The sequence below is a fragment of the Streptomyces sp. E-08 genome (assembly GCF_049913095.1).
Taxonomy (GTDB): Bacteria; Actinomycetota; Actinomycetes; order Streptomycetales; family Streptomycetaceae; genus Streptomyces.
This window is the reverse complement of the sequence record NZ_CP183971.1, coordinates 5552853-5573590: the sequence shown is the minus strand read 5'-3', so window position 1 is coordinate 5573590 and position 20738 is coordinate 5552853. Positions and strand designations below refer to the sequence as shown.

The following is a 20738-nucleotide window of genomic DNA, read 5'->3' as shown; positions in this document are numbered from 1 at the left end:
CCCTGTCCACCAGGGTCGCCCCGCGCGCGCGTGCCCGCTACTCCGCGCGGGTGAGGCCAGGGAGCGGTGCTGCGGGTCAGTCGACGACCTGGCGGCCCTCCGGCCGGGCGCTGCAGGAGGCCCGGAAGGAGCAGGTCGTGCAGTGCTGGCCGGTGCTCGGGGTGAACCGCTCGTCGAGGACCCGGCCCGCCGCTGCGGCGAGCAGCTCGCCGACCCACTCCCCTGTCAGGGGCTCCTGCGCCTGGACCTTGGGCAGGGCGTCGCCGCCCTCCTTCTTCGGGGCGGCCTGCCGCAGCTGGACGAGCTCGGCGCCGCCGGGCTCGGGGCGGTCGCCGCCGAAGACCTCGTCGAGGGCGCCCTCCCGCACGGCGAGCTGGTAGACGGCGAGCTGGGGGTGGTGGGCCACCTCGTCCTTGGTGGGGGCGGACTTGCCGGTCTTGAAGTCGACGACGTACGCGCGCCCGTGCTCGTCGGTCTCGACCCGGTCCATGGAGCCCCGGATGCGGACCTCGTACGCGCCGGCCTCCAGGGTCACGTCGAATCCGTGCTCGGTCGCGGCGGGGGTGCGGCCGCCGCGGTCCATGACGTGCCAGCTCAGGAAGCGTTCGAGGGCCACGCGCGCGTGCTGCTTCTCCTGCGCCGACTTCCAGGGCGCGTCGAAGGCCAGGGCGTCCCAGACGGAGTCCAGCCGGGCCATGAGGACGTCGAGGTCGGCCGGGGTGCGCCCGGAGGCGACCTCGTCGGCGAGGACGTGCACGACGTTCCCGAAGCCCTGGGCGGCGGTGGCGGGGGCCGCCGCCTTGACCTCGCGGCCCAGGAACCACTGGAGGGAGCAGGTGCCGACGAGGTTCTCCAGGGAGCTCGGCGACAGGGCCACCGGCCGGTCGCGGTCGCGCAGCGGCTCCGGGCTCCGGGTCGGCTCGAACAGGCCCCACCAGCGGTCGGGGTGCGCGGCCGGGACGAGCGGCTGACCGTCCTCGTCGGTGAGCGCGGCCAGCCGGGCGAGCCGGTCGGCGGCGGCCTCACGGAGCTCGGGCGAGGCCTCCGGGTCGACGGTCGTGGCGCGGAGCTCGGCGACCAGGGCGGAGACCGCGAGCGGGCGGCGGGGGCGGCCGGGGACGTCCTTCGGCTCGGCGCCGAGCTCGGTGAGGAAGCGGGACGGCTGGTCCCCGTCCTCGGCGGCGGCCTTCACCGCGGTGACGACGAGCCGGTCACGCGCGCGGGTGGCGGCGACGTAGAAGAGGCGGCGCTCCTCGGCGAGGAGGGCGCCGGGGGTGAGGGGTTCGGCGAGGCCGTCGCGGCCGATGCGGTCGGCTTCGAGGAGGGAGCCGCGGCGGCGGAGGTCCGGCCAGAGGCCCTCCTGCATGCCGGCGACGACGACGAAGCTCCACTCCAGGCCCTTGGAGCGGTGGGCGGTCATCAGGCGGACGGCGTCGGGGCGGGTGTGCCGGCGGGTGAGGGTGTCGGCGGCGATGTCCTGGGCGTCGAGCTCTTCGAGGAAGTTGAGGACGCCCCGGCCGCCGACGCGTTCCTCGGCGCGGGCGGCGGTCTCGAAGAGCGCGCAGACGGCGTCGAGGTCGCGGTCGGCGTTGCGTCCGGCGGGGCCGCCACGCAGGGCGGCGCGCTCCAGGCGGCCGGGCCAGGGGGTGCCCTTCCAGAGCACCCAGAGGGCCTCCTCGGCGGTGCCGCCGGCGGCGAGGAGGGTGCGGGTCTCCTGGAGGAGCAGCCCGAGCCGCTGCGCGCCCTTGCTGTACGCGGGATCGTGCGCGACGAGGCGCTCGGGCTGCGCGAGGGCCCGCGCGAGGAGGACGTCGGAGGGCGGCGGGACCTTGTTGCCCGCGGTGCGCTCCTCGTCGCGGAGGGCGCGGCCGAGGCGGCGGAGGTCGGCGGGGTCGACGCCGGCGAGGGGGGAGGCGAGCAGTTCGAGGGCGGTCTCGACGGGGAGCCATCCGGCGGTGGGGTCCGGCTCCGCGGCGGCGGGCTCTGTGCCGGGCTCGGGCTCGGTCTCGGCGGGGGCCGGGGCGTCGGCGTCCGCCGGGTCGCTGTCCCGCGCGGGCGCGGCGTCCTGCGGCTCGCCGCCGGGGGCCGGTGCGGCGCCGTCACGGGTCGCGCCCGCCCGTTGCGCCGCGGAGGAACGCATGCCCACGACACCCGCCACCGCCCTCAGCGCCAGCAGGAGCGGTGTCACCGCCGGTTCGTGGCGGAGGGGGGTGTCCGCCGCGTCCGTCTCCACCGGGACTCCCGCCGACGTGAGGGCGCGGCGGAGGGACGGCAGGGAGGCGGCGGCGCGGGTGAGGACGGCCATGTCCTGCCAGGGCACGCCGTCCTCCAGGTGCGCGCGGCGCAGCAGGTCGGCGATGTTCTCGGCCTCCGCCGAGGCCGTGGGGTAGGTGTACGCCTCCGCCCGGCCGCCGTCCCGCGTCGGGGCGAGGGCGCGGTGGGCGCGGACCTTGTCGGCGGGGAGCCGGGGCATCGGCATCCGCTGGGCGAGCAGCCGGGTGGCCCCGAGCAGGCCGGCGCCGGAGCGGCGCGAGGCGCCGAGGACGCGGACGTCCGCGCCGCCGAAGGCGGAGGGGAAGTCGAGGATGCCGTTCACGTCGGCGCCGCGGAAGGCGTAGATGGACTGGTCGGGGTCGCCGAAGGCGACGACCGTGCCGCGGCCGCCGCCCGTGAGCGCGTGCAGGAGCCGGACCTGTGCGGGGTCGGTGTCCTGGTACTCGTCGACGTAGATCGCGTCGTAGGCGGGCAGGCGGGTGTCGCGGGCGAGCGGGACGGCCCGGTGGACGAGTTCCGCGTAGTCGAGGACGCCCTGGAGGTCGAGGACGTCGAGGTACTCGGCGAGGAAGCCCGCCGCCGCCTTCCAGTCCGGGCGGCCGACCCGGTCCGCGAAGCGGGCGAGCGCGTCGGGTCCGAGGCCCAGTTCGCGGGAGCGCGCGAGGACGGCGCGTACCTCGTCGGCGAAGCCCCGGGTGGTGAGGCAGGCGCGGAGCTCGTCGGGCCAGCGGACCCGTCCGAGGCCCGCCTTCTCCAGGTCGATCTGGCCGGCGAGCAGTTCGCGGACGGCGAGGTCCTGCTCGGGTCCGGACAGCAGCCGGAGCGGTTCGGCGAAGAGTTCGGCGTCCTGGTGGGCGCGGATCAGGGCGTAGCAGTACGAGTGGAAGGTCGTCGCCTGCGGCGGGCGGCGGCCGCCGAGCCGGGCGGCCATGCGGTCGCGGAGTTCGACGGCGGCCTTGCGGCTGAAGGTGAGGACGAGGAGGCGTTCGGGGTCGGCGCCGTTCTCCATGCGGGCGGCGACCGCCTCGACCAGCGTGGTCGTCTTGCCGGTGCCCGGTCCGGCGAGGACGAGGAGAGGTCCGCCGGTGTGGTCAACCACTTCCCGCTGGACTGCGTCCAGCTGAGGGGGATCCAGCGGGGCCGGCGTGGTGCGCACCAGTCGGTACGCGCCGGGGGTCCGCTGCCGTCCCGGACCCGGGTACGGCTGTCCCTGGTGCGGCGGCGTACGCCGGGTGGTGGAGGAGGAGCTCACGTGGATCGCCGGTCCTGGTGGGAGTGGTGGTGCGGGTGAGGCGGCCGTGTGCCGTGGCCGCCGCCTCGGGAGACGCGAACGTCGACGTTACGCGAAGCGGGCCGGCGCCGAGCCGTACTCCGGACCGCGTCCACCCCCGCGGGTCCCTCCCGCCCCGACCGGCCGGGGCGGAGCCGTCAGGTGTGAGTTCCGTCCCAGCGGGCCCGCCGCATGTCGATCCTCGGCACGTGTCCCTCGGCCGCCGGGCCGGCCGCGCGCAGCGGTGTGCCCTCCTCGCGGTAGTGGCCGAGGGCCCGCAGTTCGTGGCCCGGGAGCAGGGTGCCGTCGGCGCGGACCACCCGCCACCACGGTGCCGAACCGCCGTACAGTGCCATGACACGGCCGACCTGGCGCGGCCCGCCGTCGCCCAGCCACTCGGCCACGTCGCCGTACGTCATGACGCGGCCGGGAGGAATCGCGTCGGCCACGTCGAGCACCCGCTCCGCGTACTCGGGCAGGTCTCCGGTCTCCCCCACGGGTTCCTCCATGCTCATCCGCCCCATCCTGCCTCACCGCACCGACATGGCCCTGATGCCTCCGCCCGGCGGCTCTTCGTGCCACCATCGTCCGGGCGGTGACTGGTGATACGAGATCAAGAGCGACAAGTACAAGAACACGGACAAGATCGCGCACGTGATCGCGAGCATGATCACGGACGAGATCGACTGGCACAGGCAGAGACGGACATGGTGATGGGGCAGGACACGCGGCCTCCCGAGGGGGCCCAGCCCGACGTGCCCGAGCGGGTCTCCGGCGACGAGCCGCTGCTCGCCGCCCGCGTCCACCGGCCCTCCGACCTGATGCGGCTGCTCGTCGGCCTGCTCGCCATCGGGCTCGTCATCGCCATCGCCGCCTTCGCCCACGCCACGACCTCGGGTCTGGAGGAGGACATCAACAAGGGCGCGGTCGGCGCCCCGGACGTCTTCGTCAAGATCGCCGGTCTCGTCTCGTCCATCGCCGTCCTGCTCGTCCCGGTCGCCTTCGCCATCGAACGGCTGATCAAACGCGACGGGCTGCGCATCGCGGACGGCGTCCTCGCCGCCGTCCTGGCGCACGGCGTCACCCTCGCCACCGACCTCTGGGTCGCCCAGGCCGCGCCCGGCACGATCCAGGACGCGCTGACCCAGCCGCAGTCCGGCGGCGGCCTCACGGACCCGGTGCACAACTACCTCGCGCCGGTCATCGCGTACATGACCGCCGTCGGCATGGCCCGCAGGCCCCGCTGGCGGGTGTCGCTCTGGGTGGTGCTGCTGCTCGACGCGTTCACGATGCTCGTGGCCGGCTACACCACCGCCCTCTCGATCATCCTGACCGTCCTGATCGGCTGGACGGTCGCGTACGGCACGCTGTACGCCGTCGGCTCGCCGAACGTCCGGCCCACCGGGCAGACCCTCCTCGCCGGCCTGCGCCGGGTCGGCTTCCGGCCGGTGACCGCGCTGCGCGCCGAGGACGTGCCCGACGCCGCCGACAGCGGGGACCGGGGCCGCCGGTACATCGTGACCCTGGAGGACGGGCCGCCGCTCGACGTCACCGTCGTCGACCGGGAGCAGCAGGCGCACGGCTTCTTCTACCGCGCGTGGCGGCGGATCAGCCTCCGGACGATCACCACCCGCCGCTCCATCGTCTCGCTGCGCCAGGCCCTGGAGCAGGAGGCGCTCCTCGCGTACGCGGCGATCGCCGCCGGGGCGAACGCACCGAAGCTGATCGCCACCTCCGAACTCGGACCGGACGCCGTGATGCTCGTGTACGAGCACATCGGCGGCCGCACCCTGGACTCGCTCGACGACGAGGAGATCACCGACGAGCTGGTCCGCAGCTCCTGGCGGCAGGTCCGGGCGCTGCAGTCGCGCCGGATCGCGCACCGCCGGCTCTCCGGGGACGCGATCCTGGTGGATCGTTCCGGCAGGGTGATCCTCACGGATCTCCGGGGCGGCGAGATCGCGGCCGGCGACCTGATCCTGCGGATGGACATCGCCCAGCTGCTCACCACCCTGGGCCTGCGGGTCGGGGCGGAGCGCGCGGTCGCCGCGGCCGTCGAGGTGCTCGGCCCCGACACCGTCGCCGACTGTCTGCCGCTGCTCCAGCCGATCGCGCTGAGCCGCTCCACGCGCGCGACGCTGCGGAAGCTGGCCCGGGAGCGGTCCGCCCGGGAGCGGGAGGCCGTGCTCGCGGCCTCGGAGGCCGCCAAGCACGAGCGGGCGCTCGCCAAGGCCGAGGCCGCGGCGGACAAGGAGGCCGTCCCGGCGACGACGAAGGCCGAGAAGAAGGCGGACAAGAAGGCCGAGAAGCGGGCCCTGGACACCGCCCTCGACGAGGCCCGCGAGGAGGACCTGCTCGCGCAGATCCGGCAGCAGGTGCTGCTCATCCGTCCGCAGGCCCCGGTGGAGCCGGTCCGCCTGGAGCGGATCAAGCCGCGGACCCTGGTCAGCATGATCGCGGGCGCGGTCGCCGCGTACTTCCTGCTGTCGCAGATCGCCCGTACGCCGCTGTCGACGGTCAGCCAGGCGGACTGGCGCTGGGTGGCGGCCGCGGTGCTGTTCTCGGCGGTCAGCTACGTGGCGGCGGCGATGAGCCTGCTGGGCTTCGTGCCCGAGCGGGTCGGGTTCTGGCGGACGGTCGTCGCGCAGGTCGCCGGCTCGTTCGTGAAGATCGTCGCTCCGCCGGCGGTCGGCGGCGTCGCCCTGAACACCCGCTTCCTCCAGCGCGCGGGCGTGCGCCCGGGGCTCGCGGTCGCGAGCGTCGGTGCCTCACAGCTCTTCGGGCTCGGGGCGCACATCGTGCTCCTGCTCTCCTTCGGCTATCTGACGGGCACGGAGAAGTCGCAGTCCTTCACCCCGTCGAGGACGGTCATCGCCGGGCTCCTGACGGTCGCGGTGCTCGTCCTCGTGGTGACGGCGATCCCGTTCATGCGCAAGTTCGTGTCGACGCGACTGCGCTCGCTCTTCGCCGGAGTGGTGCCGCGCATGCTGGACGTGCTCCAGCGGCCCGTGAAGCTGGCGACGGGCATCGGCGGGATGCTGCTCCTGACCATCGTGTTCGTCCTCTGTCTGGACGCCTCGATCCGGGCGTTCAGCCAGGGGAACCAGACCATCAGCTACGCGACCGTGGCCGTCGTCTTCCTCGCGGGCAACGCGCTCGGCTCGGCGGCCCCCACCCCGGGCGGTGTCGGCGCGGTCGAGGGCGCGCTCGCCTTCGGCCTGGTCACCGTCGGCGGCCTGCCGATCGAAGTCGCGACCCCGGCGGTGCTCCTGTACCGCCTGCTCACGCTGTGGATCCCGGTGCTGCCGGGGTGGATCTGCTTCAACTGGCTGACCAAGCGGGAAGCCCTGTAGCCGGGCCCCGGTAGCCGGTCCGCGAGGCCGCCGCCCCGCCACCCGCTTGGACCCCCGTCCCGCGCGGGGCCGGGGGCCGCGGCACACGATGGGCCTATGCCGATCTCCGCCGCCCAGCGCGCCGCTCTGCTCACCGCCACCACCGTGCTGCTCGCCGCCGGCTGCTCCGACGGGGGAGACCAGGCGGCGGACCCGGTGACGCCGACCGGCAGCGCGACCGGGCTCTCGGCGCTGACGTCGCAGAAGCTGTCCTGGGCGCCGTGTCCGCCGCCGTCCGCCGCCGAGGGCGGCGGGCCCGCGCCCTCCCCACTGCCCGGGGGTGCCGCCTGGGAGTGCTCCTTCCTCCAGGTGCCGCTCGACTGGGCGGAGCCGGAGGGCGAGACCATCGAGCTGGCCCTCATCCGCGCCAAGGCGCGTGACAGCGCCCGGCGGATCGGCTCCCTCGTCTTCAACTTCGGCGGGCCCGGCGGCTCCGGCGTCACCGCCCTGCCCGGTTTCGCGACCGACTACGAGTCCCTGCGCTCCCGCTACGACCTGGTCTCCTTCGACCCCCGCGGGGTCGGCCGCAGCGACCCCGTCGAGTGCGCCACCGACAAGGAGCTCGACGCCTACTACGCCCTGGACTTCACGCCGGACGACACCGCCGAGGAGCGGACGCTGTCCGACGCGCAGAAGCGGTACGCGCAGGGCTGCGAGCGCGAAGCGGGCGCGGCCCTGCCGCATGTCGGCACCGAGAACGCGGCCCGGGACATGGATCTGATGCGCCAGGTCCTCGGCGACGAGAAGCTGCACTACTTCGGCATCTCGTACGGCACCGAACTCGGCGGCGTCTACGCCCACATGTTCCCGGAGAACGTGGGACGGGCCGTGTTCGACGCGGTCGTCGACCCGGAAGCGGGCGTCGAGGACGGCGCCCTCGGCCAGGCGAGGGGCTTCCAGCTCGCGCTGGACAACTTCGCCCAGGACTGCGTGGACCGCGGCGACGAGTGCGCGCTGCCCGGCAGCAGCGTCTCCGAGATCGAGGCGGGGATCACGGACCTCCTCGCGGAGCTCGACAAGAAGCCGATCCCCGGCATCGGGGACCGGAAGCTGACCCAGACGCAGGCCACCAACGGCATCGCGCAGGCGCTGTACTCGAAGGAGTTCTGGCCGTATCTGGAGCAGGGGCTCGACGCGGCCGACGGCGGCGACGGGGCGCTGCTCCTGTCCCTGTCGGACTCGATGAACGGGCGCAGCCAGGACGGCTCGTACAGCAACATCCAGGCGGCGAACGCCGCCATCAACTGCGTCGACTTCAAGGAGCGCTACACCCTGGGGCAGGCGAAGGAGCGGCTCGGCCGGTTCCGCGAGGCCTCCCCCGTCTTCGGCGACTTCATGGGCTGGTCGCTCGCGAGCTGCTCGCAGTGGCCGGTGCCCGGGCTCTGGGAGCACCCGGACGTCTCGGCGCCGGGCGCGGCGCCGATCCTCGTCGTCGGGAACACCGGCGACCCGGCGACGCCGTACGAGGGCGCCCGGTCGATGGTGAACGCGCTCGGCAAGGGCGTCGGGGTCGAGGTGACGTACGAGGGCGAGGGCCACGGCGCCTACAACAGCGGCAGCGCGTGTGTGAAGAAGACGGTGGACGACTACCTGCTCGCGGGCAAGGTCCCGGCCTCGGGCACGGTCTGCAGGTAGCGCGCCCCCGGACGCGCGGAAGGCCCCGGACCTCGGGTCCGGGGCCTTCCGCGTGCCGTTCTAGTAGACCGGCTTCTCGGGCTCGATCTGGTGGACCCAGCCGATCACGCCGCCGCCGACGTGGACCGCGTCCGCGAAGCCCGCGGACTTGAGCACCGCGAGGACCTCCGCACTGCGGACACCCGTCTTGCAGTGCAGGACGATCCGCTTGTCCTGCGGGAGGTCCTGGAGGGCGGTGCCCATCAGGAACTCGTTCTTCGGGATCAGACGCGCGCCCGGGATCGAGACGATCTCGTACTCGTTCGGCTCGCGGACGTCGATGATGTCGATGTTCTCGCCCTCGTCGATCCACTCCTTGAGCTGCTTGGGAGTGATCGTCGAGCCGAGCGCCGCCTCCTGGGCCTCCTCGGACACGACGCCGCAGAAGGCCTCGTAGTCGATGAGCTCGGTGACGGTCGGGTTCTCGCCGCAGACCGCGCAGTTCGGGTCCTTGCGGACCTTGACCTGGCGGTACTGCATCTCCAGGGCGTCGTAGATCATCAGGCGGCCGACCAGCGGGTCACCCACGCCGGCCAGGACCTTGATGGCCTCGGTGACCTGGATGGAGCCGATGGACGCGCAGAGCACGCCCAGGACGCCGCCCTCGGCGCAGGACGGGACCATGCCCGGCGGCGGGGGCTCCGGGTAGAGGCAGCGGTAGCAGGGGCCGTACTCGGACCAGAACACGGACGCCTGGCCGTCGAAGCGGTAGATCGAGCCCCAGACGTACGGCTTGTTCAGCAGCACGCAGGCGTCGTTCACCAGGTAGCGCGTGGCGAAGTTGTCGGTGCCGTCGACGATCAGGTCGTACTGGCTGAAGATGTCCATCACGTTGTCGGCCTCGAGCCGCTCCTCGTGAAGGATGACGTTCACGTACGGGTTGATGCCGAGCACGCTGTCGCGCGCCGAGGCGGCCTTGGAGCGGCCGATGTCGGCCTGACTGTGGATGATCTGGCGCTGGAGATTCGACTCGTCGACCTCGTCGAACTCCACGATGCCGAGCGTGCCCACGCCGGCGGCGGCCAGGTACATCAGCGCCGGGGAGCCGAGACCGCCGGCTCCGACACACAACACCTTGGCGTTCTTCAGCCGCTTCTGCCCGTCCATCCCGACGTCCGGGATGATCAGGTGGCGGGAGTACCTGCGGACCTCGTCTACGGTGAGCTCGGCAGCGGGCTCGACCAGGGGTGGCAGCGACACGGGGACTCCGGTTGTCGGTATGTCAGTACGGTTGTTCTCCCCGTAACACTGCCACGCCCCTCCTCATTCCGAGACACCCGGTCCGATCCGCGAGACGATTTCGTCCCAGTAGCCGGGCAGCGAGTGGAATGGCGCGGTTTGTCCCGAACCCCCCGCGCGGTCCGTGAAGAAGATCGTCCCCGCCCCCTGCCAGCGCGCGATCCGCAGGGCCTCGTCGAGGTGGGTGCGCGGGACGCCGTGGACGAGGTGGACGAACTTCGCCTCCGTGTACTCGGCGGTCCACTCCGCCACCTGCGACCAGCGGTAGTCCACCCAGGAACCGGCGAAGGTCACCAGCTGGTCGGCGACCTCGGCGTACCCCGGGTGGGGGTGCGTTCCGTGGCCGAGGACGAGGTGGGCCTCGCCGCCGAGCACGGCCTCCAGGGTCGCGGTGAGCCGCCGGGTCCCGGCCAGGTCCGCCCGGTCGGCGGGGGCCCGGTCCAGGTAGAAGCCGTCGACCCGGTACCAGTCGAGGAACCGGTGGGCGTCCGAGACGAGCTCCCCGAAGGGCCGGGAGCCGTACGCCAGGTCCAGGTGCCCGAGGACCCTGACCCCGGCGTTGCGGAGCTTCCCGGCGGCCTCCAGGCAGTGCGGGTCCGGACGGCTTCCCGGTCCCTCCGCCACATTGAGCACCGCCCAGTGCAGGGGGGTCCCCGGGCGGGTCAGCTCGGCCCACTCGACGGGGGCGAGCAGCGGATGGGCGTAGCCGGGGACGCCGAAGCCGAGCGCCTGGACGGCGCCGGTGGCCGTGGTCGTCGTCAGATGCGACACGCCGCCTCCATCCAGATGTCGGCGAGGGACTCCTCCAGGTTGATCCGGGGACGCCAGCCGAGCCGGTCGCGGGCGGTGCGGACGTCGGCCTGCTGCCAGGGCCCGCAGCCGTCGGGGTACGGGTACGGGGCGGAGGCCAGCTGGTCGGCGATGGTCCCCTCGGTGCGGGGGGCGCCGATCATCGGCCGCTGCGGGACGCCGTGGGGGGCATCCAGCTCGTGCAGGTTGCCGGAGTAGCCGGCGACCCGCGCGAGGACGGCGGCGGCGTCGCGGAGCTTCACGGCGCGGCCGGTGCCGATGTTGACGACACCCTGGGCGGCGGAGAGGGAGGCGGCGTGCACGGCCCGCGCCACGTCCCGTACGTCGACGAAGTCCCGCTGCACGCCGAGGCCGCTGAGCTTGAGCTCGCCGTCCCCGGCCTGCATGGCGCGGCGCATCGCCTCGGCGAGGCGGCCGAGCGGGGAGCCGGCGGGCGTCCCGGGCCCGACCGGGGAGAAGACGCGCAGGACGACGGCGTCGAGCCCGGAGCCGAGGACGAGTTCGGTCGCGGCGAGCTTGGACACGCCGTACGGGCCGCCGGGGCGCGGGACCGCGTCCTCGGCCGTCGAGGAACCGGGCTGGCTCGGCCCGTACTCCGAGGCGCAGCCGACCTGGACGAGCCGGGCCCCGCAGCCGCTGCGGCGCAGGGCCTCGCAGACGGTGGCGACGGCGACGGTGTTGTGCCGGGTCAGCTCGCGGGCACCGCCGCGGGTGGCTCCGGCGCAGTTGACGACGACCCCGGGGTGGACGGCGTCCAGGAAGCGGGTGAGCGCGCCGGGGCTGCCGGAGGCGAGGTCGAAGCGCACGTCGGCGTCGTCGCCCCGGCCGAGCGCGGTGAGGTGGACGGCCGGGTCGGCGAGCAGCCGGTCGGCGACGAAACGGCCGATGAAGCCGTTGGCTCCGAGCAGTAGCACCCTCATCGTGCGGCCCCTACGTGCCGACCGGCCGGTGCTTGGGGTTGAGGGGTCATGGTCTTCGGTCTCCTTGCGGGGTGTTGAGAGAGGTGACGGGGCGCGCCCGCGGCGTCGGCTCCGCGGGTGCGAGGGGGTCTCGGCTGGGTGGGTGGTCGCGGTGGTCGCCGGGCCTTCCGGGGGTCTTCATGGGGCGGCGTGGGCGGTGGCCCGCGTGAGGGTGCCGGTCGCGTGGGCCAGCAGGCCGAGCGCGGCGGCGCCGCAGACGAGAGTGGGGACGGCCCCGGGGCCCCAGGTCTCGACGAGCGCGCGCACCGGGGCGGCGAGCACGTCGAAGCCGGGGAGGGGGACGCGGGCGGCGAGGACGCTCGCGAGGGCGAGCGCCTCGGCGGCGGAGGCGGCGGCGAGGGCGGCGGCGGCCGTCTCGGGGAAGCCGTGGACGGTGAGGAGCCGGGCGAGCAGCAGGAGGGCGCCGAGGGCGAGGGCTCCGGGGCTGAACCGGGTGAGGACGAGCAGGGCGGCGAGGGCGAGGAGCTGGAGGGTCACGGTCCCGAGGAGCAGCGGCCGGGTGGCGGCGGCGAAGTCGGCGAGGCCGCGGCTGTCGGCGATCCGGCGGCGGGCCCGGCTCGCGAAGAGGTGGGCGCACCAGGCGGCGGGGGCGACGGCGAGGGCGAGGCCCAGGAGCGGCGTGGGGGCGAGCTCCCAAGGGCCGTCGGGGCCGCCGGTGAGGACCGCCTCCAGGAGTCCGTCGCCGCCGGCCGCGTACGCCAGGAGCCAGAGGGTCCAGAGCCGGGCGGCGGGGACGGACCCTCCCTCGGGGGCGCGGAGGGGGCCCCGGCGGACGGCGAGCAGCAGGGCCCCGGCGAGGGCGAGGGCCCCGGCGGCCCCGAGGGCGGTGCGCACCGGCCCGTACGCGAAGGTGAGCCCGAGTCCGGTGAGTCCGGCGACCCCGCCGGGGGCGAGGGCGGCGAGCGCCCAGGGGGCGCGGGGCCGCTGCGGCTCCGCGGCGGGCGCGGACCTCTCCTGTACGCGGGGCACGCGCGCGTACAGCTCCTCGGCGAGCGAGAACACGTCCCGGTGCCGGAACCGCGCGGCGGTCCGGTCGGTGAAGCCCTGCGCTTCGAGTCCGGCGGCGATCTCCAGCGGATCGACGGCCCGCTCGCAGAGCTCCCGGTGCCGGTGCATGAGCACCTTCACGGGATCGGCGTTCCCCCGCCGGGGCCGCGGGGCGGGGGCGGGGACGGGGACGGTCGCCGGGGCGGCCTCCGGCTTCGCCCGCCACGCGACACCCCGCACGGGCGAGTCACCGCGGTCGACGTCTCGCCGGTCGGGACCGGACCCCGGGGGCCGCGCCGCGGTCGCGTCCGACGCACCACCCTGACCGGGCCCGGCCGGCGGGAACGCCTCCGACGCACCGTCGGCGACCGGCCCGGCCGGTGTGGGCACCTCTGACGCACCGTCGACGACCGGCCCGGCCGGTGTGGGCACCTCCGGCGCACCGTCGGCGACCGGCGCCGTGGCCGTCTCCGGGGCCGGGGCTATCCCGGAGGGTGCGGCGTCGACGGGGTCCTCGGGGGTCGGGGCGCGCAGGTCGAGGGTGCCGGCGGGGGTGAGGGCGGGGGTGCCGAGGAGGGCTTCGGAGCGGGCGTCCCAGGCTCCGGGGCTCGTCGGGGCGGCGGAGCCGCGCATGGGGGTGCCTCCTTCAGGCATCGGGGGCTCCTGTCCCCGCGGTCACGGTCTTGTGCGCCCAGCTGCCCGGCACATGGGCCTCGGCCGGGTGGGCGAAGGGGACGCCGTCCCCGGGGCGGTGGCGCACCGGCGCGTGGGAGAGGAGTTCGAGGTAGATGCCGCGGAACGCGGCGAGGTTCTGTTCGACCGTGAAGAGTTCGAGCGCGCGGGCACGGGCGGCGGCGCCGAGCCGGTGGCGGCGCTCGGGGTCGCGGAGCAGCGCGAGGCAGGCGTCGGCGAGGGCCCGGGGGTTGCGCGGGGGGACGACGAGGCCGGTGCCGCCGATGATCTCGACGACGGCGCCGACGTCGGTGGAGACGGTGGCCCGGGCGCAGAACATCGCCTCGACCAGGCTGGCGGGGAAGCCCTCGACCAGGCTGGACATGACGACGAGCGCGCCGGAGGCGTAGGTGTCCTCCAGGGTGGGCGCCTCGGGGCCGCCGAGCTCCTCGAAGGTGACGGGGTTCTCGCCGACGGCGTGCGCCCCGGCGGCCTCGTCGGGGAAGAGCTGGGCGGCGAGCCCCTTGCAGTACGTCAGGTACGCGCAGGCGCCCGGTTCGCGCACGGGCACGGCGACGATCCGCAGGCGGGCGTCGGGCTGCCGGGCCCGGATCTCGGCGAAGGCGTGGAGGAGGCCGATGAGGTCCTTGGCGGGTTCGACGCGGCCGACCCAGACGAGGGTGGCGGGGTCGCCGGTCTCCTCGTCCTCGCCGACCTCGGCGAAGCGGTCGGCGGGCATGCCGGGGTGGACGGTGCGGATGCGGGCCCGGTCGGCGCCGCACTTCTCCTGCCAGCGGCGGGTGTGGGCGTTGCCGGGGGTGAGGAGGGCGGCCTGCCGGTAGGTCTCGCCGGCGAGACGGCCGTGGAGGGCGGCGAGCAGGGCGCGGAGGGGGGCGGAGCGGTCGGCGCCGGCCGCGGAGAGGTAGTGGGCGCGCAGCGGTACGCCGTACTCGGTGACGAGCAGCGGGGTTCCGAAGAAGCGTTTGGCCAGCAGCCCGGGCAGGGCGGTGGTCCCTCCGGCGGCGGCGTGGCAGAGGTCGGCCGCGCCGAGCGCGTCGTCCTCGTACCAGTCGAGGGAGAGCGGGCGCAGGGCCCGCTCCAGGTGCTCGGCGAAGGCGAGGTGGTCGGGGAGTCCGGCGGCGGCCGCGCCCCGGCGTGCGCCGGGCGCGCGGCAGGCGGCCTCCAGGGCGCGGACGGCGTCGTCGGAGCGGAGCGCCCCGGGCAGTCCGCCGCGCTCGCGGGCGAGTTCGGCGAGGGCGTACAGCCCGTCGGCGAAGGAGGTCTCGTCGTCCTCCGCGCAGAGTCCGGTGGCGAGCCGGTGGTAGGCCTCGGTGAACCGGCGCCGCTCGTGGCGTCCGTAGGCCCGGCGGGCGGCGCGGGGCTCGCGGAGTCCGGCGTGCCCGGCCTGGTGCGCCGGGTCCGCGTCGAGTCCGGGTCCGGCGGCGCGGGCGACACGGGCGTTCGGCGGCAGGGGCGGCGGGGTGCCGGTCCGGCCGAGGGCGTAGAGGTCGAACTGGTGCTGTCCGAGCCCGCGTACGAGCCGTTCGCACCAGCGTCCGGACTCACCGGTGGCGTACGGGTAGCCACCCTCCGTGAGCAGTCCGATCCGCACGCGTGCACCCCCGATCTTTCTTGACGGCGGCCACCGTCGGCCCGGTGACTCGCAGCGGGACGAACGTAAGCGGAGACACCGGTGGTGCGACGGACGGTTGTCCGTCGCACCACCGGAAGGGGTGAATGCACGTAACTTTCCCACCCCGGTCGCGTTCTGTCGCGCTACGCGTCAGAACGGTCACGGAGGGTCAGGCGACGGCCAGCTCCTGGCGCCGTTCCCTGCGCGCCGCCGCGAGGACCGGGTCGAGCGAGGGGACGGCGGCGAGCAGCTGCCGGGTGTACGGGTCCCGGGGTGCGCCGTACACCTCCGCGACCGTGCCCTGTTCGACGATCCGGCCCGCGCGCATGACGGCGACCCGGTCGCTGACCTGCCGGACGACCGCGAGGTCGTGGGCGATGAAGACGAGTCCGAGGCCGAGTTCCGCCTGGAGCTCGGCGAGCAGTGCGGTCACCTGGGCCTGGGTGGTGACGTCGAGCGCGGAGACGGGTTCGTCGCAGACGATGAGGCGGGGTTCGGCGGCGAGCGCGCGGGCGATGCCGACGCGCTGGCGCTGGCCGCCGCTGAACTCGTGCGGATAGGCCCCGTACCGGTCGGGGTCGAGTCCGACCCGGTCGAGCAGCTCGCGCACCCGGCCCCGGATCCGGGTCTCGTCCCGCTCCCCCGCGACGCGCAGCGGGTCGGCGATCGACTCGCCGACGGAGCGCCGGGGGTTGAGGGAGGCGACCGGGTCCTGGAAGACCATCTGGAGCTCGCGGCGGTACGGGCGGAGTTCACGCTCCGACAGGGCGCCGATCTCCGTGTCCCCGTACCGGAGTTCGCCGCCGGTCGGGTCGAGGAGCCGGACGAGCATCCGGCCGAGGGTGGTCTTGCCGCTGCCGGACTCCCCGACGACGCCGAGGGTCTCGCCGGCGCGGACGGTGAGGGAGGCCTCTTCGACGGCGGTCACGGCGCGCCTGCCGCGGCCGAACTCCCGCCGCAGGCCGACCGCTTCGAGGAGGACCTCGCCCTTCCCGGTGGCGGCCCTGACCGGCCCGTCGAGCCGGGGCACGGCCGAGAGCAGCGCGCGGGTGTACGGCGCCGAGGGCGCGCCGAGCACCCCGGCGACGGGTCCGCGCTCGACCTCGCGCCCGTCGCGCATGACGAGCACCTCGTCGACGCTCTCGGCGGCCACGCCCACGTCGTGGGTGACGAGGAGCAGCGCGGTGCCGGTCTCGCGCCGCAGCTCGTGCAGCAGGTCGAGGATCTGGGCCTGGACGGTGACATCGAGGGCGGTGGTCGGTTCGTCGGCGACGATGAGCCTCGGGTCGCAGGCGAGGGCCATGGCGAGGAGGGCGCGCTGCCGCATGCCGCCGCTGAACTCGTGCGGGCGCGAGCGGGAGCGGCGGGCCGCGTCGGGGATGCCGACCCGGTCGAGGACCTCGGTGGCGCGCGCCCGGGCGGCCTTGCGGGACACCGGATGGTGGATCCGGTGGACCTCCGCGATCTGGTCGCCGACGGCGTAGTACGGGTCCAGGGCGGACAGCGGGTCCTGGAAGACCATGGCGGCGATCCCGCCGCGCAGCCGCCGGAGTTCGGCGGGGCCCGCGTCGGCGACGTCGACGCCGTCGACGCGGACGGTGCCGCCGACCCGGGCGCCGGTGCCCCGGTGGAGGCCGAGGAGGGCGCCGGCGACGGTGGACTTGCCGCTGCCGGACTCGCCGACGAGGGCGAGCGCGCGGCCCTCGCCGAGGGTGAAGGAGAGCCCGTCGACGGCTCGTACGGCCCCGGCGTCCCGCTCGAACTCGACGGTCAGGTCGCTGACTTCCACCAGCGGGGACGCGGTCGCGTCGGGCGCGGGAGCGGCTTCGGCGGACGCGGTCACGTCAGGACCACCCTTCGGTCGGCGGCCGCGTACAGCAGGTCCGCGAGGACGTTGGCGAGGACGACGGCGGTGCCCATCACCAGGACGACGCCGACCACCACGGGCAGGTCGATCGTGCGGACCCCGTCGAGGAGGGTCTTGCCGAGCCCGGGGATGCCGAAGAGGGACTCGGTGAGCACGGCCCCGCCGAACATCGAGCCGAGGTCGACGGCGCTGACCGCGATGACCGGCGGGACGGCGCCGCGCAGCGCGTGGCGGGTGACGACGGACCGCTCCCCCACCCCGTACGCCCGGAAGGTGCGGATGTGGTCCTCGGCGAGCGTCTCCAGGGTGGAGCTCCTGGTCAGCCGGGCGTACTTGGCGGACTCGAAGAAGCCGAGGGTGAGCCAGGGCAGCAGCATGTTCCAGGCCCACTGCTCGGGGTCCTCGCCGAACGGCACGTACGAGGGGAAGGGCAGCCACTGGAGGTAGGCGCAGACGGCCATGAGGAGCAGCAGTCCGAGGATGAAGACGGGCGTGCCGGTCCCGGCGAGGGTGAGCACGGTCAGGACGCGCTCGGTGACCCCGCCCCGGCGGAGCGCCGAGAGGAGTCCGGTGCCGACGCCGACGCCGAGCCAGACGACCATGGCGCCGAGGGCGAGGGACGCGGTGGCCGGGAGGCGCTCCAGGACGAGCCGGGTGACCTGCTGGTCGTTCTGGTACGAGAGTCCGAGGCAGGGCGCGTCGCAGTGGGTGACGGCGGTGCCGGTGGAGTAGTCGCGGCCGGCGAGGACACCCTGGAGGAAGTGCAGGTACTGGCTGAACACGCTCTCGTTCAGGCCGAGTTGCTCGCGCACCTGGGCGATCTGCTGGGGGTTGCAGCGCTCCCCGCAGGCGAGCCGGGCGGGGTCGCCGGGCGCCAGGTAGAAGAGGGCGTACACGAGGACCGAGAGCGCCAGCAGGACGAGCACGGCACCCGCGAGCCGCTTGAGGACGAAGCGGGTCATCGGGAGGACTCCTTACGGGTGCCCACGCGCAGCCGGCTCGCCTCGCGGGGGTCGAGGGCCGTGCGGACGGCGTCGCCGAGGACGGTGAAGGCGAGCACGGTGACGAAGAGCAGTCCGGCGGGCAGCAGGACGTACGCGGGGTCGGCCCGGAACCAGGTCTGGGCCGTCGACAGCATCTGCCCCCAGGAGGGCGTGGGCGGGGTGACGCCCACGCCGAGGAAGGACAGGGAGGCCTCGACGACGATGTTGGTCGGGAAGGCGATCGCCGCGTAGGTGATGACGGGGGCGGCGAGCGAGGGCAGCAGCTCCCTGCGGGCGGTCCGCCACCGGCCTGAGCCGGCGAGACGGGAGGCGGCGACGAAGTCGAGGCTCCTGAGGGTGAGCGTCTGGGCGCGCACGATCCGTGAGGTGTAGGCCCACCCCAGCAGCCCGATGACGAGCACAAGGAGCAGCGGCCGGGGGAAGTCGCGCGGGACGACGGCGGTCAGCGCGAGCGCGAGGACCAGCATCGGGAGGGCGACGAGCACGTCGGTGACGCGGCTGAGGAGCCCGTCGAGCCACCGGCTGCCGAGCCCGGCGGCGAGGCCGACGAGGACGCCGATGAGGATCTGGACGGCGGTGGCGCCGACGGCGACGAGGAGCGAGATCCGGGCGCCGTGGAGGAGGCGGACGAACAGGTCGCGGCCGGTGCCGGGTTCGACGCCGAGCCAGTGGTCCGCGCTCGCCCCGCCGAAGGCGCCGTACGGGACGCCGCCGCGGGCCGAGTCGACGAGGTCGTCGTGGTACGTGTGCGGGTCCTGGCCCTCCAGGGCGGCGAGCAGCGGCGCGGCGAGGGCGAGGAGGACGAGCAGGAGGAGGACGGCGGCGGAGACGAGGGCGGCCGGGCGGGTGCGCAGCCGTCGCCACACCTGCCGGGCGGCGCCCGTGGCGGGGAGGCCCGCCACGGGCGCCGGAGCGTCGGTCAGCGCGGTCACTTGACCGCGACCTGCGAGATGTCGAGGACGCCGGTCCAGTCGCCGATGACGACGTTCTTGACGTCCTTGCCGACGAGCCGCTTGTAGACCGGGTGGAACAGCGGCACGTCGAGGGCCTGCTCGCCGATCTTCTTGTCGAGGGCGCCCCAGCGGGCCGCGGCGGCCTTGAGGTCGGTCAGCTTGTTGATCTCGTCGATCTCCTTGTTGACCGCCGGGTCGTTCAGCTGCGCGTGGTTGTAGTTGGAGCCGTTGGTGACGATCTGGCGGCCGTCGAAGATCGGTGCGAGGAACGGGCCGCCGGCGGGCCAGTCGGCACCCCAGCGGGAGAGGAAGAAGCCGGGGGCGTCCTTGACGCTCCAGCGCTTCTCGTTGAAGGAGTTGGGCTCCTGCCCGTCGAGCTTGACGGTGATGCCGGCCTTGCCGAGGGCCTCCTGGACGGCGGTGGCGATCTCGGGGCTGGTGGTGCGGTTCTGGGCGGTGGAGTGCAGCAGGGTGACGGTCAGGCCGTTCGGGTGGCCGGCCTCCTTGAGCAGTGCCTTCGCCTTCTCCGGGTCGCCCGTCTTCCCGGCCGGGAAGTGGTCGTACGCCGTGAAGCCGAAGGCCTTCTGCTCGGGCAGGAAGGTGGTGGCGGGCTCGGCGAGCGCGGAGCCTCCGGCGGCGTTGACGACGCTGGTGCGGTTGACGGCGTACGAGATCGCCTGGCGGACCTTCGGGTTGTCGAAGGGCTTCACCTTCGGGTTGAAGGCGATGTAGTTGGTGAAGCCGAAGCGGCCGGTGCCGACGCGGGCGGCGAGCGCCTTGTCGGAGCCGATCTGGGCGAGCTCGGCGGGGCCGAGGTTGGTGTCGGTGGTGACGGCGGCGGCGTCCGCGCCGGAGGAGGTGGCGAGGCGCTGGTTGATGACGGCCTCGTCGAGCCCGGACCTGACGTCGACCCGGTCCGGGTAGGCCTTGCGCTCCTCGTCGGTCTCGGGGTCCCAGTGCTCGTTGCGCTCCAGGACGAGGTGCTCGCCGTCGTTCTCGTTCTTGACGACCTTGTACGGGCCGGAGGAGACCGGGTGCTCCTCGTACTTCGCGCCGGTGTCCTTGGCCTTGGGGACGGGGGCGAACTGGGTCTGGGTGGCGACGAAGGGGAACTCGCCCTCGGGCTTCTTCAGCTTGAAGACGATCGTCCGGGCGTCGGGGGTGACGATCGACGCGAGGCCCTTCCCCTTCTTTCCGTCGGATGCAGCCTTGTAGGGGCCCTGGTAGGTGTCGCCGCCGACGAGCCAGTCCCGCAGGTAGGGGGCGCCGCCGGAGAGCTCGGCCGCGAAGGAGCGCTCGATGCCGTACTTGACGTCGGCGCTGGTGATGGGCGTGCCGTCCTCGAACTTCAGGCCCTCCTTCAGCGTGTACGTCCACTCCGTGGCGTCCTTGTTGGGACGGCCTGTGTCGGTGGCGAGGTCGGGGACGACCTGGGTGCCGGCGGCGCCCGCCTCGCGGTTGCGGGTGGTGAGGGTACGGAAGACGAGGGAGGGGACGTTGCCGCCGCCGGAGGTGTAGAGGCGGGCGGGGTCGAAGTCGCTCTGGGCCTCGTTGTTGAGGACGGTGAGCGTGCCGCCCTTCCGCGGGGCGCCCGCGGCCTTGCCGGAGGTACCGCCCTTGGCGCCGGCGTCCTCGGGGCCGCAGGCGGCGGCGCCCGAAGCCAGGACGACACTGACGGCGGCCGCTGCCACGCGGCGCGAGATGACGGATGAACGCATGGGAAGGAAACCTCTCGGGGTGAACTGCGGGAATGCGAAAGGGAATTCCGCAGGCACGGGGAAACAACCCGAAAGGGAGGACGGCGCGCGCCTGCGGGAGGGAAGAACCCGGGCGCGGCGAGAAAGAGAAAGGCCGACGAGCGCTCGGGCTGCGTCAGCTACAGAGAATGTCGGCGACCGTGTGTCCGGTCACGCCGAAGAGCGCCAGCTCAAGGGCGGCGCTATCGGAAACGGCGTGACGGTGCGACATGCCGAGAAATATGGA

14 protein-coding genes are annotated in these 20738 nt (G+C 74.3%); 2 read left to right on the top strand and 12 right to left on the bottom strand.

Features of this window, described 5'->3' with window-relative positions; all coding sequences use genetic code 11:
• Positions 1 to 76: 76 nt before the first annotated feature.
• The gene (locus ACN9MM_RS25860) at positions 77 to 3526 is read right to left on the bottom strand and encodes an ATP-dependent helicase (protein ID WP_426366000.1); all 3450 of its coding nucleotides are present in this window, start codon (positions 3524 to 3526) and stop codon (positions 77 to 79) included.
• A 176-nt stretch (positions 3527 to 3702) separates the two neighbouring features.
• Positions 3703 to 4068: an MGMT family protein gene (locus tag ACN9MM_RS25855; protein WP_426365999.1), complete on the bottom strand. Its 366-nt coding sequence runs from the start codon at positions 4066 to 4068 to the stop codon at positions 3703 to 3705.
• Between the two features lie 183 nt (positions 4069 to 4251).
• Here ACN9MM_RS25855 and ACN9MM_RS25850 point away from each other — a divergent pair, with 183 nt between their 5' ends.
• Positions 4252 to 6897 (top strand): lysylphosphatidylglycerol synthase domain-containing protein, encoded by a 2646-nt coding sequence (locus ACN9MM_RS25850; protein WP_426365997.1) that lies wholly within the window; start codon positions 4252 to 4254, stop codon positions 6895 to 6897.
• A gap of 96 nt (positions 6898 to 6993) precedes the next feature.
• A complete protein-coding gene (locus ACN9MM_RS25845; RefSeq protein ID WP_426365996.1) occupies positions 6994 to 8571 on the top strand; it encodes an alpha/beta hydrolase in 1578 nt (525 codons plus the stop codon).
• A gap of 60 nt (positions 8572 to 8631) precedes the next feature.
• Here the strand turns inward: ACN9MM_RS25845 and moeZ are convergent, their stop codons facing one another.
• From moeZ to ACN9MM_RS25795, 10 genes are all read right to left on the bottom strand, one after another.
• Positions 8632 to 9810: an adenylyltransferase/sulfurtransferase MoeZ gene (moeZ, locus tag ACN9MM_RS25840; RefSeq protein ID WP_015036014.1), complete on the bottom strand. Its 1179-nt coding sequence runs from the start codon at positions 9808 to 9810 to the stop codon at positions 8632 to 8634.
• Between the two features lie 63 nt (positions 9811 to 9873).
• Positions 9874 to 10620: a spherulation-specific family 4 protein gene (locus ACN9MM_RS25835; protein ID WP_426365994.1), complete on the bottom strand. Its 747-nt coding sequence runs from the start codon at positions 10618 to 10620 to the stop codon at positions 9874 to 9876.
• Positions 10608 to 11579, bottom strand: a complete 972-nt coding sequence (locus ACN9MM_RS25830; RefSeq protein ID WP_426365993.1) for an NAD-dependent epimerase/dehydratase family protein — start codon at positions 11577 to 11579, stop codon at positions 10608 to 10610. The genes ACN9MM_RS25835 and ACN9MM_RS25830 overlap by 13 nt, the downstream gene beginning before the upstream one ends.
• Positions 11580 to 11756: 177 nt before the next feature.
• Positions 11757 to 13259: a hypothetical protein gene (locus ACN9MM_RS25825; RefSeq protein ID WP_426365991.1), complete on the bottom strand. Its 1503-nt coding sequence runs from the start codon at positions 13257 to 13259 to the stop codon at positions 11757 to 11759.
• 13 nt (positions 13260 to 13272) lie between these two features.
• Positions 13273 to 14910: a glycosyltransferase gene (locus ACN9MM_RS25820; RefSeq protein ID WP_426365990.1), complete on the bottom strand. Its 1638-nt coding sequence runs from the start codon at positions 14908 to 14910 to the stop codon at positions 13273 to 13275.
• A 190-nt stretch (positions 14911 to 15100) separates the two neighbouring features.
• Positions 15101 to 16774 carry a dipeptide ABC transporter ATP-binding protein gene (locus ACN9MM_RS25815; protein WP_426365989.1) on the bottom strand — a complete coding sequence of 558 codons (1674 nt, stop codon included), beginning with the start codon at positions 16772 to 16774 and terminating at the stop codon, positions 15101 to 15103.
• Complete coding sequence (locus ACN9MM_RS25810; RefSeq protein WP_426365988.1) at positions 16771 to 17760, bottom strand: ABC transporter permease; 990 nt, start codon at positions 17758 to 17760, stop codon at positions 16771 to 16773. Before ACN9MM_RS25810 ends, ACN9MM_RS25815 begins: the two co-directional genes overlap by 4 nt.
• Positions 17757 to 18734 carry an ABC transporter permease gene (locus ACN9MM_RS25805; protein WP_426365987.1) on the bottom strand — a complete coding sequence of 326 codons (978 nt, stop codon included), beginning with the start codon at positions 18732 to 18734 and terminating at the stop codon, positions 17757 to 17759. Before ACN9MM_RS25805 ends, ACN9MM_RS25810 begins: the two co-directional genes overlap by 4 nt.
• Positions 18731 to 20473, bottom strand: coding sequence for an ABC transporter substrate-binding protein (locus ACN9MM_RS25800; RefSeq protein ID WP_426365986.1), 1743 nt, complete (start codon positions 20471 to 20473; stop codon positions 18731 to 18733). The genes ACN9MM_RS25805 and ACN9MM_RS25800 overlap by 4 nt, the downstream gene beginning before the upstream one ends.
• Before the next feature lie 154 nt (positions 20474 to 20627).
• Positions 20628 to 20723 carry an Ms4533A family Cys-rich leader peptide gene (locus ACN9MM_RS25795; protein WP_312883206.1) on the bottom strand — a complete coding sequence of 32 codons (96 nt, stop codon included), beginning with the start codon at positions 20721 to 20723 and terminating at the stop codon, positions 20628 to 20630.
• Positions 20724 to 20738: the final 15 nt, after the last annotated feature.

Bases quoted from the DNA above. Each gene is read 5' to 3' on its own strand.
- ACN9MM_RS25795 (WP_312883206.1), bottom strand. From the start codon at position 20,723: ATGTCGCACCGTCACGCCGTTTCCGATAGCGCCGCCCTTGAGCTGGCG.
- ACN9MM_RS25810 (WP_426365988.1), bottom strand. From the start codon at position 17,760: ATGACCCGCTTCGTCCTCAAGCGGCTCGCGGGTGCCGTGCTCGTCCTG.
- ACN9MM_RS25825 (WP_426365991.1), bottom strand. From the start codon at position 13,259: ATGCGCGGCTCCGCCGCCCCGACGAGCCCCGGAGCCTGGGACGCCCGC.
- ACN9MM_RS25800 (WP_426365986.1), bottom strand. From the start codon at position 20,473: ATGCGTTCATCCGTCATCTCGCGCCGCGTGGCAGCGGCCGCCGTCAGT.
- ACN9MM_RS25845 (WP_426365996.1), top strand. From the start codon at position 6,994: ATGCCGATCTCCGCCGCCCAGCGCGCCGCTCTGCTCACCGCCACCACC.
- ACN9MM_RS25830 (WP_426365993.1), bottom strand. From the start codon at position 11,579: ATGAGGGTGCTACTGCTCGGAGCCAACGGCTTCATCGGCCGTTTCGTC.
- ACN9MM_RS25850 (WP_426365997.1), top strand. From the start codon at position 4,252: ATGGTGATGGGGCAGGACACGCGGCCTCCCGAGGGGGCCCAGCCCGAC.
- ACN9MM_RS25855 (WP_426365999.1), bottom strand. From the start codon at position 4,068: ATGGGGCGGATGAGCATGGAGGAACCCGTGGGGGAGACCGGAGACCTG.